This window comes from Paenibacillus tengchongensis (genome assembly GCF_008973665.1).
Taxonomy (GTDB): domain Bacteria; phylum Bacillota; class Bacilli; order Paenibacillales; family Paenibacillaceae; genus Paenibacillus_AQ; species Paenibacillus_AQ tengchongensis.
The window spans coordinates 50,891-66,305 of sequence record NZ_WACP01000020.1 but is presented as its reverse complement, the minus strand read 5'-3'; the positions used below and the strand labels follow the sequence as shown (position 1 = coordinate 66,305).

Here is a 15,415-nt window from a genome sequence, read left to right as displayed (position 1 = left end):
CGTCATGGGTAAAAAAGCCGAAGGGAAAGTGCTCGCCCAGAACAAAAAAGCTTCCCATGATTATTATATTGAGGACACCTATGAAGCCGGTCTAATCCTGACAGGCACTGAGATCAAGTCGCTGCGCAACGGCCGTGCGAATATCGGTGATGCGTTTGCCACAATCCGCAACGGCGAGATTTTTGTACACAATATGCATATCAGTCCGTTCGAGCAGGGCAACCGCGCCAATCCGTCCGACCCGACCCGTACACGCAAGCTGCTGATGCACAAGGAGCAGATTCACAAGCTGCTCGGACAGTCCAAGCGTGAGGGCTTTACGATCGTGCCGCTGAAGGTCTATGTGCGCAATGGCTACGCCAAGCTGCTGATTGGCCTCGGTAAAGGGAAGAAGGAATACGACAAGCGCGATTCCGCCGCCAAACGCGATGCTCAGCGCGATATCCAGCGGGCTTTGCGTGATAAGCAAAAGATCGCGAGGTAGTTTCAGGCGAGGCGAGAACTCACCAGCAGGGTACATTTGCAAGCTTCTAGGAAGTCTGCAGTATGTTTCCACAAGCCTTGTAAAGCAAATACCAGCCAGTGTTACTGCTGTACCAGGATCCACCTGCAATTCCTCTAACCTTCATGTTAAAGTGCTGCAGAATATGTTATAATAATTTCTGTTAGTAAGCTTTCTGCTTCAGATATGGCTTCTTACCAGGAAGCTGTGGACCAATGCATTCTTGCTTGACTGGTCCGCCTGATCCGAAGCGCCCTTTTCTAATGAGGGGCCGTTCTTGGATTCGACGGGGGTAGTTCGAGCATGGGTAGCGAGTAGTGGGGACGCGTCCGCTTCATCAACGCTAACGCCAATTAAACGGCAAACAAAACAACAACTACGCTTTCGCAGCTTAATAACCTGTGAGCGTGCTTCTACCCTGCATCGCCCATGTGACAGGGATAGGGGCTAACAAGTAGTGGGATACGCTGTCTGGTCTCCGCCTGGGGTCAGCAGAAGAAGATAATCAGGCTGACCCAACGTAGAGCCGGTTACGGGGCGCTACTCGGGTGACATCAAAACTGTGACTACACTCGTAGAAGCTTATGTGGCGTTACCTTCGGACAGGGGTTCGACTCCCCTCGGCTCCATATGGAGTAAAGTGAAAGGCACCTTTAGGGGTGTCTTTTTTCGTTATAGGTATTTTCTTTCGAAGCCCATTTCAAATGAAAAATGTTATAATAAATATTAAAGAATGGAGCTGATGCCGATGGAATTACTCGACCCGCGTGTGGATTTTGTGTTCAAACGGATATTTGGCAGCGAGAATAATAAGGATGTGCTGCTGGCATTTCTTAACCGCATTTTTACAGAGGCTGGCGAGCCGCCGCTGACCGAGATCATTCTAATGAATCCCTATACGGACAAAGACGATCACTCGATAAACAATCCATTTTTGATGTTTATGCCAAGACCTCTGAAGGCAAACTGATTGATATTGAGATGCAGCTTTTCAATAAGTATGATATAGAGAAACGAACGCTTTTTTACTGGAGCAAACGATATGCGAGTCAACTCAGTGAGGGTGAGAAGTATCTAGAGTTGAAGAAATGCGTAACAATCAACATTCTAAACTATTCGTTCTTGAAGAACGATCAATATCATAACGTATTTCATCTGCGGGAAGATCGGACAGGGATATCCTTGATTGACGACATTGAGGTTCATTTCTTGGAGTTGCCGAAGCTGGATGAACATAGTGTTCCGTCCGAAGGCGGATTGATCAATTGGCTGTTGTTCCTGAAAGGTGCCGATACATCACAATGGGAGGTGCTAAAGATGAATGAGCCGGGTTTGGAAAAGGCCATGGATACTCTGCAATATCTGAGTCAGGATTCAGAGGCTAGACGGTTGTATGAGGCCAGGCAGAAGTATTTGCATGATGAGGCTTCTATGCTGGGAAGTGCAGAAATGGCGGGTATAAAAAAAGGTAAAATAGAAGTTGCCCAGAATTTGTTGGCTATGGGAATGGATCATGCTGCTGTCGCTAAAGCAACTGGTCTAAGTGAAGATGAAATTCGGTCTATAAGGTTTTAACATCCCTATTCTTTCAGCCGATCATGTGACAGGGATAGGGGCTAACAAGTAATGGGATAGGCTGTCTGGTCTCCGCCTGGGGTCAGCAGAAGAAAATAATCAGGCTGACCCAACGTATAGCCGGTTACGAGGCGCTACTCGGGTGACATCAAAACTGTGACTACACTCGTAGAAGCTTATGTGCCGGTACCTTCGGACAGGGGTTCGACTCTCTCTCGGCTCCATATGGAGTAAAGCAGAAGACACCTTGAAGGGTGTTTTTTTCTTTTATAAAGATTTTGACCGAAATTATATTGATTCAAAAACTTAGGGATCATACGTTCGTAAAAATCGTTTATTTTCTTCACATTTTGTGTATAATAAAGGTGATTGTCCAACTTATTCCAAAGGGGATGAAGAATGATGTCAATCTGCTTGAACCCGTATCTTGTCTTTAATGGCAACGCAAGAGAAGCTCTGTATTTCTATGAAAAAGCGCTGCGCGGGAGCGTGGTAGGAATCATGACGTTCGGGGATTTGCCGGAAGATCCGGAGCATCCGCTGACCGGTGAGATGAGAACCCTTGTGATGCATGCGCTTTTGAGGGTTGGTAATGCAGATCTCATGTTCTCCGACACGTTTCCGGGTACGCCGCATCAGGCGGGCGGAGATATGGTTCAGATTGCGATTCATCCTACGGAGGAGGCAGTCGCACGTGAGATTTTCGGAGCACTGGAAGACGGTGGGCAAGTGGTCATGCCTCTGCAGAAGACGGATTGGAGCCCTTTGTACGGAATTGTTAAGGACAAGTTCGGGGTTACCTTTCAGGTGAATGTCCCTAAGGAATAGGCAGCTGAGGAGGAATGACTTGTGACAAATGCGAATCAGAGAATCGTGCCGCATCTATGGTATGACAAAGAAGCGGTAGAAGCGGCTGATTTTTACGCCACTGTGTTCCCCGAATCCAAGGTTACTAGTGTTACGACACTGCACGGCACGCCGTCAGGTGACTGTGACCAGGTTTCTTTTGAAATATGGGGACAGAAGTTTATGGCTATCAGCGCAGGGCCGTATTTTAAGTTGAATCCTTCCGTGTCTTTCTTCGTTAATTTTGATCCATCACGCGACTTGGACGCAGCCCAGAAAATAGATGAGGTCTGGAACAAATTATCTGAGGGTGGGCAAGCCTTGATGCCGCTTGATAAGTATCCGTTCAGTGAGCGGTACGGCTGGATTCAGGATAAATATGGTGTGTCCTGGCAGCTGATCCTTACCAACCCGGAAGGTGAGGAGCGGCCGGCTATTATTCCCTCGTTACTGTTTGTCGGTGAACAGTGCGGTAAGGCCGAAGAGGCGATGGCTTTCTATCTATCCGTGTTTGGCCACTCGCAGCAGGGAACGATTGCCCGCTATCCCCAAGGCTCGGAGCCTGACCAGGAAGGAACTATTATGTTCTCTGACTTCATGCTGGAGAAGCAGTGGTTCACCGCAATGGACAGTGCGCACGATCATCAATTTAATTTCAACGAAGCCATCTCCTTTATGGTGAAATGCGATACGCAGGAGGAGATTGATCACTACTGGGAAAAGCTTTCTGCAGTTCCCGAGGCTGAGCAATGCGGCTGGCTAACCGATAAGTTTGGTGTGTCGTGGCAGATTGTTCCGGCCGCGATGGACGAGATGCTGGAGAAAGGAACACCGGAGCAGATTGCGCGTGTTACGGAGACTTTTCTGCAGATGAAGAAATTCGACCTTTCAGCATTGCATAAGGCTTATAAGGGCGAGTGAGCGGATAAGTCCTATCCTTTGCCCGGGGAAGCAGGGGGATATTAATGCAAAAAGCGGTGAGAGAAAACCCTCACCGCTTTTTGATGTGCTTTGCAGCGGATCATTTTGGATGACAACCTTTTGGTACTGAGCAGGTGTTAGGCAGTCCAATGTTCCGTGAACGCGGTGCTTGTTGGGCCCGCAACTATTTTCCATATTATGGCGTATAATAAAGAGAAAAATTAAAGGAGTGGGATATTAAATGAAGACAATTGCAAGTATTGCAGTAATTGTTCTTATTTCAAGTTCACTGGTTGGTTGTGGGGACACAAAGAATCAAGCGAATAACGACCAACCACCTGTTCAGACACAGCAAGCAGGAAATCCGGTAAGCAAACCAGATGAAAATAATCCATCTTCAACCCAGGAGGATCATAATAATCAAGATACTAATCTATCCCGTTACTTTAAGCCGGGGCAAAGCGCTGAAATAAACTCTACCCCAGAACAAACCACATGGAAAATGGGGGATGTCGAATTTGTTGCAAAGAAGTCCACAACTTCCATTACCGCTATTCAAGTGAGCCATGATGGAAGCCCATTCGACATCAATATTCCAAGGGATATTAGCGAAAATGGAAGCGAAATCACATCGGTTGCCTTATCATCAAGTGGAGATTACTTATCCATCAACATATTTATTACAAATGTCGGAAATCAGTTGATTGTCGTTGATCTGAAAAATGGTGAAAGTAACACCATAAATAATTTGACCGGTCTTTCATATGAGACAATTCACGCTTATAATTGGTCGCCTATGGATAACAGGCTTGCTTTTGCATATGGGGATACCAGCAGCAGTAATTTAGCTGTCCTTGATGTTAATCTTAATGAGTTATTAAAAATACAAAATAACAAAACGTTAATAAACACTTTATTCATTATGTGGGAGAAACAAGGGGATGGATTTGATTTTATAAGTGAGACAAGTTCAGATCAATTTGATCTATTGAGATATGAAGAAAGCACAGAAAACGTAACCGAACTAACTCAAATTCCTTCCGGTGAATTATCGAAGTACAGTGAGTTTGGCCCCAACAATCTTTGATCCGGTAAAAAGTATTTATCTTTCTAAAGAAGAGGATAGGAACCTCATAGGCCCCTATCCTTTTTAAGATGTTTAACCAATGTTATTAACCGTTACTTTACCACTGCCGCCCACTGCGGCGATTTTATTAATCAATGCATTTTGATTAGAGTTCGAAATGCGAACACAACCGTATGTTGGACGCAATGGATACCAGGATGCGTTAGTTTCTTTAGATGCGTCTCCGCCATGAATCATAATCCCAAAACGTCCGTTATTTTCTGCAAGCAGGGCATTACCACTAGTGGGGTCCATTGCAACTCTCTGATAAGATCCGTAAGAAGACGTCGGAGTCCCAGGGTCAATTACCGAAGCTGCATAGACACCAGTTGGAGTATCCGAATTTTCCTCGATCCAATTGGTGTGGTCGTAACCGTTAGATGCCATATTCGTACCGCGCCCCAGCGCTTCAACCGGGCCAAATACCAAAGCACCGCTTCCGTCATACATTTTGAGAGATCCCTTATTATCCCGATTAGCAGGCAAATTTACAATAATATGATAGCTCATTATATTACCTCCACTTAATATGATTGAGGGAAATTGAGGGAGCAATACTTGAATAACTGGCTCCACAATCATTCAAGTTATTATCAAAATTTCCTTCTCATAGAGTAGGTAGATAAAAAGAGATGAATTACAACTATCATGTCTATCATGTCTGTTATTTTGGTTGTTGATTCTTTTAGTAATGTGGGGCAAGGGCATGACAGAATGGTCGGTTCAGAGACGAAAATAGCTGCCAATACACGGTAACTGAGGCTTGTTGTTAAGTTACTTTCAGCCAACTTTCAGTTCTAAATAAGCTTTCTTTAAGAAAAGCTATTTATACTAACCGTATAACCCTACTGAAAGGAAGTGATAGAGTATGCTGAAACGTACAATGTCTCTGATGCTTGTCTTAATCTTAACCATGTCTAGTGCAGCCGGGATCGCTTCTGCTAGTACAACTACGAAGGAAACGGCGATTAACCTTTCTGATTCAGAAGTAACCGTGGACGGACAAAAAGCGTCTATGGGTTCATCAGCAGCTGTATATACTGGAGCTACTATTGTCTATTATGAGGACGGACATGACAGCAGCTATGGAGAAGGCACAGCTCCGGATGCGCACAGTGCTGAGGAAGCAGCTGCTCATACAGTTGTAACCATCACGCAACCAGGAACTTATCGTGTATCCGGCACGTTGTCGAAAGGGCAGTTGGCCATTGATTTGGGAGAGGATGCAGCTTCTGATCCTACTGCGGTTGTAACACTTATTTTAGACGGAGTAAATATAACGAATACCGTTGCACCGGCAGTTATTTTTTATAATGTGTATGAACCGTACTCCAATGCAGAAGATACAAAAGGAATTGTCGATCTTAGTAGTCATGCAGGGGCCCAGGTCAGATTGGCGGACGATTCGGTCAATCATGTAAGCGGCTCTTATGTTGCGCGAATTTATAAAGAGGGCTCTACGAAGAAGCTGCATAAATATGATGCGGCTTTCTATTCTAAGATGTCCATGAACATCACTGGAGAAGCAAAAGGAACAGGAGAGCTACATATTACTGCTGAGAACGAAGGGCTCGGTTCTGAGCTTCATCTGGCTTTAAACGGCGGTAAGGTCTATATAGAATCTCAGGATGATGGTATTAATACAAATGAAGATGGGATTTCAGTAACAAGTATCAATGGTGGATATCTCTACGTTAATGCAGGTCTGGGAGCAGAAGGTGATGGTATAGACTCCAATGGCTACTTGACTATTAACGGAGGAACTATTGTGACTATGGCTAACGACCGCAGTCCTGACGGCGGTATTGATGCTGATAGTGATATTATCATTAATGGCGGTACAGTACTTGCGCTAGGAACACGTAATGATGCATCTTCTTCGGTATCTAAGCAGCCGTTTATGGAGCTATCCTTTGCATCGACCCAAGCGGCAGGAAGTACGATCTCAGTAACAGACGCGGCAGGAAATGAATTATTTAACCATACTGCAGAGAAGAATTTCCAAAGCGTAACCTTTTCATCGGCTGATCTTAAGCTCAATACAGAATATACACTGAAAATTAATGGTAAACAGCAGCAGTATACAGGAAACTCCTTTGGCATGATGGGTGGCGGCTTTGGCGGCAACCGTCCTGACAATGGCAACGAACCATTGGATCAGGCTGCTCCTCCAACAGGAAACCGTCCGGCTACTGGAGAAATGCCAGAGGGTACGCCTCCTGCACTGCCGGAGGGTGGATTTAATTCAGGCGGCCAAAGCACAACGGTAAGCGGTGAAGGTTCTACAGCATTCGTATTAACAGAATCTGTGCATAGCTTCTCGGGTATTTCCGAGGCAACTGACAATAGCGGCAAAACTAAAGTCACTTTTACGGTTAATGACGGTGCCGGCATTAAAAGTGTAGCTTCTGGTAAAAGCATTGTCTTTGAGGGAGTTACAGCAAGTGCGGCTGTTCCTGAAAGTGATATCCAATTAACGGTAACAGACATGCCTTCAGAGAGCTATTCTGAAACGTATCTTTTATCCGAGTTAAAAGGTGATTTATCTAAAATTATGCCTGAGGCGGACGGGAGATACCGGCTTACCATTGCGGTAGTATCCTCTAATGAAACCTACACCGGGGTGGCTGAATGGCCATTTGCAATCGGTGTGCTGCCCTTCACCGATGTGAATTCTAACGATGCTTCCTATAATGCAATCAAGGCTCTGTATGAAAAGGGAATTATGGTAGGAACGAGCTCGACTCAGTTTTCACCGAATTCACCAGTCACACGCGCAGCTGCGATTACAACTCTTGGCAGACTTCTAAACATAGAGCAAGCTGAGTCCAGCTCCTTCAATGATGTTGCGAAAAATAGCTGGTACAATGGATATGTGGGTTGGGCAGTGGAAAACGGACTTGTTATTGGAGATGGAAAAGGGAATTTCATGCCCAATGCTAGCTTGACTGTTGAGCATATGAAGCTTGTTATAACAAGATATATAGAATTAAGCGGATCAACGATTTCAGTAGACGATCTTTTCCCGGATACTCTTACCGGTACAATGTCCCGCGCAGCGCTTGCCACTCTATTAAGCAAGCTGCTATAGCCGCTTTGTGAATAGAGCCTTCTGTTAATACGCAGCAGATGCATTTTCAAGAACAAATTGTTGTTCTCGGCTCCATACAAAACACCCGCTCCTGAAGCGGGTGTTTTATTTCGGTAAGATATATTTTGTTTACGGTCAGCGCGGATTCTTTGTTTTTTGCGAGTGATTGAACAGCTCTTTCATATCATCCAGACTATCCAGTGCACCCCAATCTGCCGCCTGCAAGGTTACGGTCTCAGTCTCTATATTCGTCTTGTACTGCAGGTGGATGACTGTCATCTGAAGGCCGTTAAGCTTAGCGGTAAATGGAAGCACCCTGGTGTAGGCCTCATAGATTTCCGCAAGGGCCTCATCTCTTTGTTCCGCTGTTATCGTATGGCTTACCACATAACCTTCAAACTTGGTCAGGTCATTCGCCGGGAATTGAAGATCGAACGTTCTTTGCCAGTCCGGGTTCTCTGCTTCGAAAGCGTAGACCACCCGATCCGCAATCTGTATGCCAATTCTCTCCACCAGCTCCGCCTTGAGCTCCTCTTCGGTCAGAGGGCGGAAGCCCTTACCCCAGTGCTCCCCTACTTCATACTCGAATCCCAGTAATTCAAACCTCTGCTGTGCATCATTATCCTGGGAAGGCAGAGCGAGGTTATCCTTGTACCGGAAAAAGAGTTTGTTTAAGCGGTGACTCTCCGCCTCCTGGAAAAATGCTTTCGATTTAGACGCGATGCTATCTGCATTGTTCCGGGTCACTTCTATGTAATTCTCATCAGACGGCTCTCGGGATGAATCGATTCCTCTATAAATGGACATAGGCACCTCTTCAATATCTATGCCGAAGTGTTTCTTGACCAGTTGCGGGTAATACTTCATCTGTGCTGTTTCCTTATAATCCTCATTGAGCTGTCTCCGTAGGGGAAGGCCGCCATCGATAGTGCCGTTTGAACGGCTCACCGTAAACACGAGATTATGGTCATTGGCGGGTGCCGCTTTTAACACCTGGAAGCCGTCCTCATTGGTGCCTTCCTCCGATACGATGATAAATTTGGACTGGTAGGATGATTCTAAGGCTCTAAGGATACCTTTTTGATAGAGGGTTCCGCTCCTGGAGAAGAATACTCCCCAGATCAGTACGGCGATTGCGGCAATGAGGACCAGTCCCAAGACTGTAAAAATAATTGGTTTGCGGGTACGCCGCTTTAGAACAGGCTGCAATGGTTGATGCTTCCCCTTTCTGGAATTCTGATGTGTTAATTTCCCAGTTTAGGTATATTACCCAAATCGTTATGCAATGAAAATGATGAGTCTGTGTAATTAAAAATAGTCTTGATATACAAATTCTATTGATTGTCCTCACAAAAAATAATATATTTAGAGAAAAAACCAAGGAAGAATTTGTAATGGCAGACAAGAATATAATGGCTAGACGAAAGTTTCTTCATATGGCATTGAAGGCGAACTATAAAGTTCGTGTTCATTTATCAGAACATCTACTTAATACTCCGAGAACAAATCATCTAATACCGATCAATATATCTGATTTGGGCCTGAGCACATTTGGTGAATGTTTCGCAACGATGACTCATATAGTTACTATTGAAAGTTACACATTATCAAATGCCGATATCCGTCCACCTTATTACCAAATAAAAACCGTTTTTCACGAATTTTATCATGCTAGAATGCATAATTTAGTATATGATGGGCATTCTAATTACAACAGATGGTTAGCTATGGAAGAAACAGCAGCCGAAACAGCAGCTCACGCAATGTATCGACTAATTGGATTAAAACAGGAACTCAATCCTGCATATGGACATTACTTGGTTCAGCTTTTACCTCGTTTGAAGAGGTTGGAGAAAAGCGAATTTAAAAACTGCTTACATATTCATCAATTCGGATTAAAATTCTTAAAGTATAGATTTTCCGAAAATACAGCTTCATGGATGAGCTTAATGGAAAGTTGTGTTAAAATAAAACTAGATATTATTGATTATGCATTTGTGAATTATCGGGATTACGTTTATGCGAATACTCAGGAAATAGCATCAATTATTTGGGAATCGGAAAATGATCCTGACAAATTTGCGGATAAAAATGCTTATATTCAATATATTGCTGATGATATTATTTATGGATGGGAAAATAAAGAAATAACCTACCCAGGTATGTACAATAGTTTATGCATTGCAATGAACCGAATAGGGGTGAAGTAAATGTACAGATACTTGAGAATGATACAAAACCCTGAAAATCGAATTATAGTTGCTAAATTGCTAAACGATATCGTAGGTACAGACTCCTTGGTGTCTAAGGAAATTATTGAGCATCGTATTAGGAACCTGGAGAAGTTGAGGGAATTAGGGGAAATTCAGTTATATCAAGTTATAAAACAGGAATTAATGCAAAGAGCAATTTATAAGGATTTTTTTAACATGTTGGAAGTCGAGTTAGAATCAAAAATGTATTTTCATTAATCCCAGTACGCAAGCAGATGTCCAAGAGTGCGTACATCCGATGTAATTAAATTAAAAGTATATTAGGCCTTACTCAGACGAGTAGGCCTTTTTAATTGTTCAAAAGTTGTTTAATGGATAATAAAGGAGAATGTGTTATATTACCAGACGATGTATATTCTAGTGGGGATGGATTGAGCTAATCAAAAAGGGGCGCGATATGCACCTCCACTTTAACTTCAAAAGATTTGCTCCACCCGATGTTATTCAACTCATATTTGCTTCTTCCCAGTGAGCTGCTGAAGTTTTCGATATCGCCATCTTTAAAGGTAGGAAAAGTGATTGCAATATCATACTCTTTTGCCATCTATACTAGATTCATCTACCCTTTTAACTCTATAATTTTGGGACAGGTGGAACAAGGGAGATGTATATCCGAATAAACGGTGAACACGTGGGTATAGATAAAAAACTATGGTAAAGTGGATATTATATACAGAAGGGGGGTTTCCTCTTGAACCTTGAAGATGCATTAGGTTTGATTCTTATTGCGTCCGTTTTAGTTATTTCACTGATTATAAAATATGTGAAGTATAGAAAGAAAATGGACTATTTCAGGAGTGAGCTTAGACGAAATCAGTTTCTGGTCTCTGATACATTTATCTATAAAAATTCATTAGTAGCGGTAGACGAAAAGAAAGAGAAAGTTATATACATGAAGGAACTGGGAAGAACCATTCAATATGATATTGGAGTGGATTTATTAATTAAAACCCCCTCTAATAAAGAAATCATTATAATAGATGAGGTTGCATCGCGTATCATTTTATTTTTTCAACAAGAGTGGACAAGCAAAGTGTTTTTATTAAATGAGATCAGGAAAATCGTTGACTATGAGGAGATGAATTATGAATCAGGTAATAAAAATAAAGTTAAGGCTCTTGGATTAAAGTTCTACTTTTCTGATGTTGAGCAACCAATAGTACATATTAACTTCATAAGTTATCCAATAGATCCTAACAGCGAGAGATACTTAACGATGTGTAAAGAAATTGAGGACATAACGGAGACAATAAAAGTCATATTAGAAAAAAAGATAAAGGAACAAAAAATAAAGGGGGGAAATAAAATGACAGAAAGTATTTCATATAATTTTGGTAATGTGTATGGCTCTATGATAGGTCAACAAGTGAATCCATCCATTAATAATATAAGCGACATTCAGGAGTTAGATCATCTGATTAGCACAAGAGGCGGAGACGATGCAGAAACATTAAGAATAATGATCAGTGAGATTCGTGAAATGCTTGAAAGTAACAGAGATATTAATAAAAGTTCTTTTCTAAAGTATTCCCACATATTCGAAAAGCATAGCTGGATTACAGGAGCCATTGCACAGCTTGTACTAAACTGGTTAGTTAAGTCTTAGAGGAAAGTAAATAAAATATAGATTACCTCAAAGCCATCAACCGGCAAGCCGGCAGGTGGCTTTTGTTTATGTTTTAACTAAGAATTAACAAAGGTCAACCCCGATTCGAAAGATTACACAAATTGTTTACGATGGTTGATATCTCTGCCATATAATCATTAGCTCAGAATACGGCAGTTTTCCTGGAAATATGAGTAAATGATTGTTTCGGAACTATACAGGCACTGCTAATCTGAGGGTGCCTCAATTGAAAATTTTGGGTTTTTGCAAAAATACTGGGGGGATCGCGGGGAGCTCTATTCTTATTATGACAGCAACATTCGGACAAACCCAGCTGTGTAAGGCCGTGCAGCAGAATCCGGAAGGAGGGGGAGGGGTGCTTTAGTTTTTTAAAACTTTGCAAGCGGTTTCACATAAGTTAGAAATTATAATGGGGAGGATATGAAATGAGCAAAAGAACAACCAATTTATCCAAAATTACCGGCATCGTCCTGCTGTTGTCACTGACATTATCTTTAATCGCCGGCGGATGGGCCAATTCAACAGTACATGCTGCAGGGCTGGCGATTACCGGAAGCGGGGGCTGGAATGAAACAGCTTATGTCAAATGGTCGCCTGAAAGCAATGCCACAGGGTATAACGTATATGTGAAGCCGGCAAGCAGCGCTGACTCCCAGTACCAGCAGATTGACAGCCAGTTAATCCGCAAATATCCGTCTTATTGGAGAGCGGATGCGGTGGGACTTGCCGCCGGAAGCTATGTCATGAAGGTGGAAGCCGTACTGTCCGGAGGCTCCAAGGTAAGTGCCGTGACGGGTGCGCTGAGCGTAGCGGCTCATGACCGGTCCGGGTTTGCTTTTTCACCGAATTCCCAATATGGTACCGGCTCCGGGGCTTACAATAATAACGGCACGCTTAAGAGCGGGGCACAGGTAGTGTACATTACCTCCCAGAATGCGCAGACGGTAACGCTTCCTGTCAAAATCAACAGCTCCGGCTCGACGCAAACTGCTGTAGGTCTGGGTGAAATCCTGAATCTTAGACAAAAGGGGTATGATACTACTCCGCTGGCTATCCGTTTCATCGGCAAAATTACGGCCTCCGATCTGAGCGGGCAGCTGAACAGCAGCGGATACCTGCAGGTTAAAGGCAAAAGCAACTATGCCGAAATGAACATTACCCTGGAAGGAATCGGGGATGATGCCTACGCTTATGGCTGGGGTATGCTGCTGCGTTATGTCGGCAATGTGGAGGTGCGCAACCTCGGACTGATGCTGTTCCCCGACGATGGTGTGTCCATGGACTCGGGCAATGTGAATGTGTGGGTGCATAATAATGATATTTTCTACGGATCGGCCGGCAGTGATGCGGACCAGGTGAAGGGTGACGGCTCCACTGACCTGAAGAACGGTTCTTCCTATATTACAATCTCTTACAACCACTATTGGGATTCCGGAAAAGCCTCTCTGGTAGGCTTAACCGAATCGTCCGAGTTCTTCGCCACCTTCCATCATAACTGGTTTGACCATTCGGACTCCCGCCATCCGCGCATCCGTGTGGCCTCGGTCCACATCTATAATAACTTCTATGACGGCGTCTCCAAATATGGCGTCGGCATGACGAGCGGGGGTTCGGCGTTTGTCGAGTCCAATGTGTTCAGACATACGAAGTACCCGATGATGATCTCGCTGCAAGGTACGGACGCTTTGGGTGAAGGCACATTCTCCGGTGAAAATGGCGGGGTGATCAAGGCCTTCAACAATATCGTTACCGAAGCCGACAGTCTGATTTATGCCAACTCCGGCACGGGTACGGCTGCGGCGAATGCCACCTCTTTTGACGCGTACCTGGCCTCTTCGCGAACGGAAACCGTACCAAGCACATATAAGGCGCTGGTTGGCGGCACGGCGTATAATAACTTCGATACGAAGGTAAATACTGGTGTAAGCGCGGCAGCCGTGGACAATGTAACTGCGGTGGAGCAGAATGTTACGGCCAAAGCGGGACGACTCAGCGGCGGGGATTTCGCCTGGACGTTCAATGATTCCGTGGATGACGCTTCCTATGCCGTGAACACAGCGCTGATGTCCGCTATCCGGGCCTACACTACACAGCTGGTATCGGTAGGCGGCAACTCCAGCCCGGCGACACCGACGCCGACTCCGTCCGCAACGGCTACACCTGCGCCGACGGCGACACCAGTGCCGACGGCAACTCCGGTGCCAACCACGACCCCGGTACCTACGGTAGCGCCAACCTCGACACCTGCAGCGGGAGAAAAGGTGCATAACTTCACTACGGACGGTACCACCAGCAGCTTCTTCACCATCTCGGGGAACCTGTCCACCAGCAAAGGAACTGTGGTGTATAACGGTCTGACACTTACCCAGTGCCTGAAGATCGAGAGCGCAACCAGTATCAAGTTCACCACCACGCAAGCCTCGACATTAACGCTGGTGTTCAATTCAGAAGGTACGAAGATCAAGGTCGACGGCACAAGCTATCCGATCACGAATGGTATTGCTACGGTGTCCCTTGGTGCCGGTGCACATACGATTACGAAGGATACAACGACGAACCTGTATTATATGAAGGTGAATTAGAGGTATGAGTATGACAAAAGCGGCCCACTGGGCCGCTTTTCTATATCTCGCCCGAATATTACCCTCTAACCAGCTTCGCCCGGATCTTATTCGAGAAGAACTCGATCATGAGGATCAGCACGACCAGTCCGATGAGGATGGACCCGACCTGATCCCATTTATAGCTCCGCATGGCGAAGATCAGCGGGGCCCCGATGCCGCCGGCGCCGACCAGGCCCAGAATCGAGGCCTCGCGCATGTTCATGTCAAAGCGGTAGATCATGACCGACAGGAAGGTCGACATGAGCTGCGGGATGATGCCGAAGCGGATCTTCTCAAAGGTAGTGCAGCCTACCGAGGTCATTGACTCCAGAACACGGGTATCCAGCTCCTCGATGGCATCCACGTACAGCTTGGCCAGCATCCCGATCGAGGTTATTCCCACCGTCAATACTCCGGCAAAAGCCCCCGGCCCGGTTACCCGGATCAGCATCAGACCGTATACCAGCGCCGGCACTGTACGGATGATGATCAGCAATAGCCGCGTAAGCCAGGACAACGGCTTCGGCACGATGTTCGATGCCGCCAGAAAGGCGAGGGGTACGGCCAATACGGCGCCGACAACCGTTCCCAGGAAGGCGATGGCCACGGTCTCCAGAAGCAGATACAATACGCTCTGCTTCGATACGTTGAACAGCAGCTCCGTATCCGGATGGGTCAGGCCGTGTACGATATTTTTGGCGATTTTCAGGCTGTTCTGATCGATCTGATTAAAGCTGACCGCCGTCATGGACCACACGAATAACGCGGCGAGAATGATCGCAATAGTCCCCAGGTACAGCTGATTGCGTGGGGCGGCCGCCAGTTGTTTGTCAATGCTATTCATGAATGCA

Annotated in this window: 12 protein-coding genes, 1 other RNA gene and 1 pseudogene; 10 read left to right on the top strand and 4 right to left on the bottom strand. The window is 45.1% G+C overall.

Annotated features, from left to right (window positions below; genetic code table 11):
• Window positions 1-4 precede the first annotated feature (4 nt).
• From smpB to F1381_RS25775, 6 genes and pseudogenes are all read left to right on the top strand, one after another.
• Window positions 5-484 (top strand): SsrA-binding protein SmpB, encoded by a 480-nt coding sequence (smpB, locus tag F1381_RS25800; RefSeq protein WP_151737705.1) that lies wholly within the window; start codon window positions 5-7, stop codon window positions 482-484.
• A 285-nt stretch (window positions 485-769) separates the two neighbouring features.
• Window positions 770-1,134, top strand: a transfer-messenger RNA (tmRNA) gene (gene ssrA, locus F1381_RS25795).
• Window positions 1,135-1,250: 116 nt separating this feature from the next.
• Window positions 1,251-2,077: pseudogene (locus tag F1381_RS25790) on the top strand (Rpn family recombination-promoting nuclease/putative transposase).
• Between the two features lie 402 nt (window positions 2,078-2,479).
• On the top strand, window positions 2,480-2,905 hold the full coding sequence (locus tag F1381_RS25785) for a VOC family protein (RefSeq protein ID WP_151737752.1): 426 nt from the start codon (window positions 2,480-2,482) through the stop codon (window positions 2,903-2,905).
• Window positions 2,906-2,926: 21 nt separating this feature from the next.
• Entirely contained in the window at window positions 2,927-3,844 is a 918-nt protein-coding gene (locus F1381_RS25780) for a VOC family protein (protein WP_151737704.1), read from the top strand.
• Between the two features lie 241 nt (window positions 3,845-4,085).
• Window positions 4,086-4,931 carry a hypothetical protein gene (locus F1381_RS25775; protein ID WP_151737703.1) on the top strand — a complete coding sequence of 282 codons (846 nt, stop codon included), beginning with the start codon at window positions 4,086-4,088 and terminating at the stop codon, window positions 4,929-4,931.
• A 72-nt stretch (window positions 4,932-5,003) separates the two neighbouring features.
• On the opposite strand, the gene F1381_RS25770 is transcribed toward F1381_RS25775, so the two are convergent.
• On the bottom strand, window positions 5,004-5,480 hold the full coding sequence (locus tag F1381_RS25770) for a L,D-transpeptidase (protein WP_151737702.1): 477 nt from the start codon (window positions 5,478-5,480) through the stop codon (window positions 5,004-5,006).
• A 358-nt stretch (window positions 5,481-5,838) separates the two neighbouring features.
• Between F1381_RS25770 and F1381_RS25765 the strand changes: the two genes are divergently transcribed.
• Entirely contained in the window at window positions 5,839-8,061 is a 2,223-nt protein-coding gene (locus tag F1381_RS25765) for a carbohydrate-binding domain-containing protein (RefSeq protein ID WP_151737701.1), read from the top strand.
• Between the two features lie 135 nt (window positions 8,062-8,196).
• Here F1381_RS25765 and F1381_RS25760 read toward each other — a convergent pair whose 3' ends face one another.
• Complete coding sequence (locus tag F1381_RS25760; RefSeq protein WP_187355573.1) at window positions 8,197-9,219, bottom strand: hypothetical protein; 1,023 nt, start codon at window positions 9,217-9,219, stop codon at window positions 8,197-8,199.
• Window positions 9,220-9,455: 236 nt separating this feature from the next.
• Between F1381_RS25760 and F1381_RS25755 the strand changes: the two genes are divergently transcribed.
• A complete protein-coding gene (locus F1381_RS25755) occupies window positions 9,456-10,271 on the top strand; it encodes a hypothetical protein (protein WP_151737699.1) in 816 nt (271 codons plus the stop codon).
• 439 nt (window positions 10,272-10,710) lie between these two features.
• Here F1381_RS25755 and F1381_RS28510 read toward each other — a convergent pair whose 3' ends face one another.
• Window positions 10,711-10,878, bottom strand: coding sequence for a hypothetical protein (locus F1381_RS28510; protein WP_187355572.1), 168 nt, complete (start codon window positions 10,876-10,878; stop codon window positions 10,711-10,713).
• A 147-nt stretch (window positions 10,879-11,025) separates the two neighbouring features.
• On the opposite strand from F1381_RS28510, the gene F1381_RS25750 reads away from it, so the two are divergent.
• Both F1381_RS25750 and F1381_RS25745 read left to right on the top strand, forming a co-directional pair.
• The gene (locus tag F1381_RS25750) at window positions 11,026-11,940 is read left to right on the top strand and encodes a hypothetical protein (protein ID WP_151737698.1); all 915 of its coding nucleotides are present in this window, start codon (window positions 11,026-11,028) and stop codon (window positions 11,938-11,940) included.
• Window positions 11,941-12,386: 446 nt separating this feature from the next.
• Window positions 12,387-14,543 carry a pectate lyase family protein gene (locus tag F1381_RS25745; RefSeq protein ID WP_151737697.1) on the top strand — a complete coding sequence of 719 codons (2,157 nt, stop codon included), beginning with the start codon at window positions 12,387-12,389 and terminating at the stop codon, window positions 14,541-14,543.
• Window positions 14,544-14,601: 58 nt separating this feature from the next.
• On the opposite strand, the gene phnE is transcribed toward F1381_RS25745, so the two are convergent.
• The gene (phnE, locus tag F1381_RS25740) at window positions 14,602-15,408 is read right to left on the bottom strand and encodes a phosphonate ABC transporter, permease protein PhnE (protein WP_151737696.1); all 807 of its coding nucleotides are present in this window, start codon (window positions 15,406-15,408) and stop codon (window positions 14,602-14,604) included.
• Window positions 15,409-15,415: the final 7 nt, after the last annotated feature.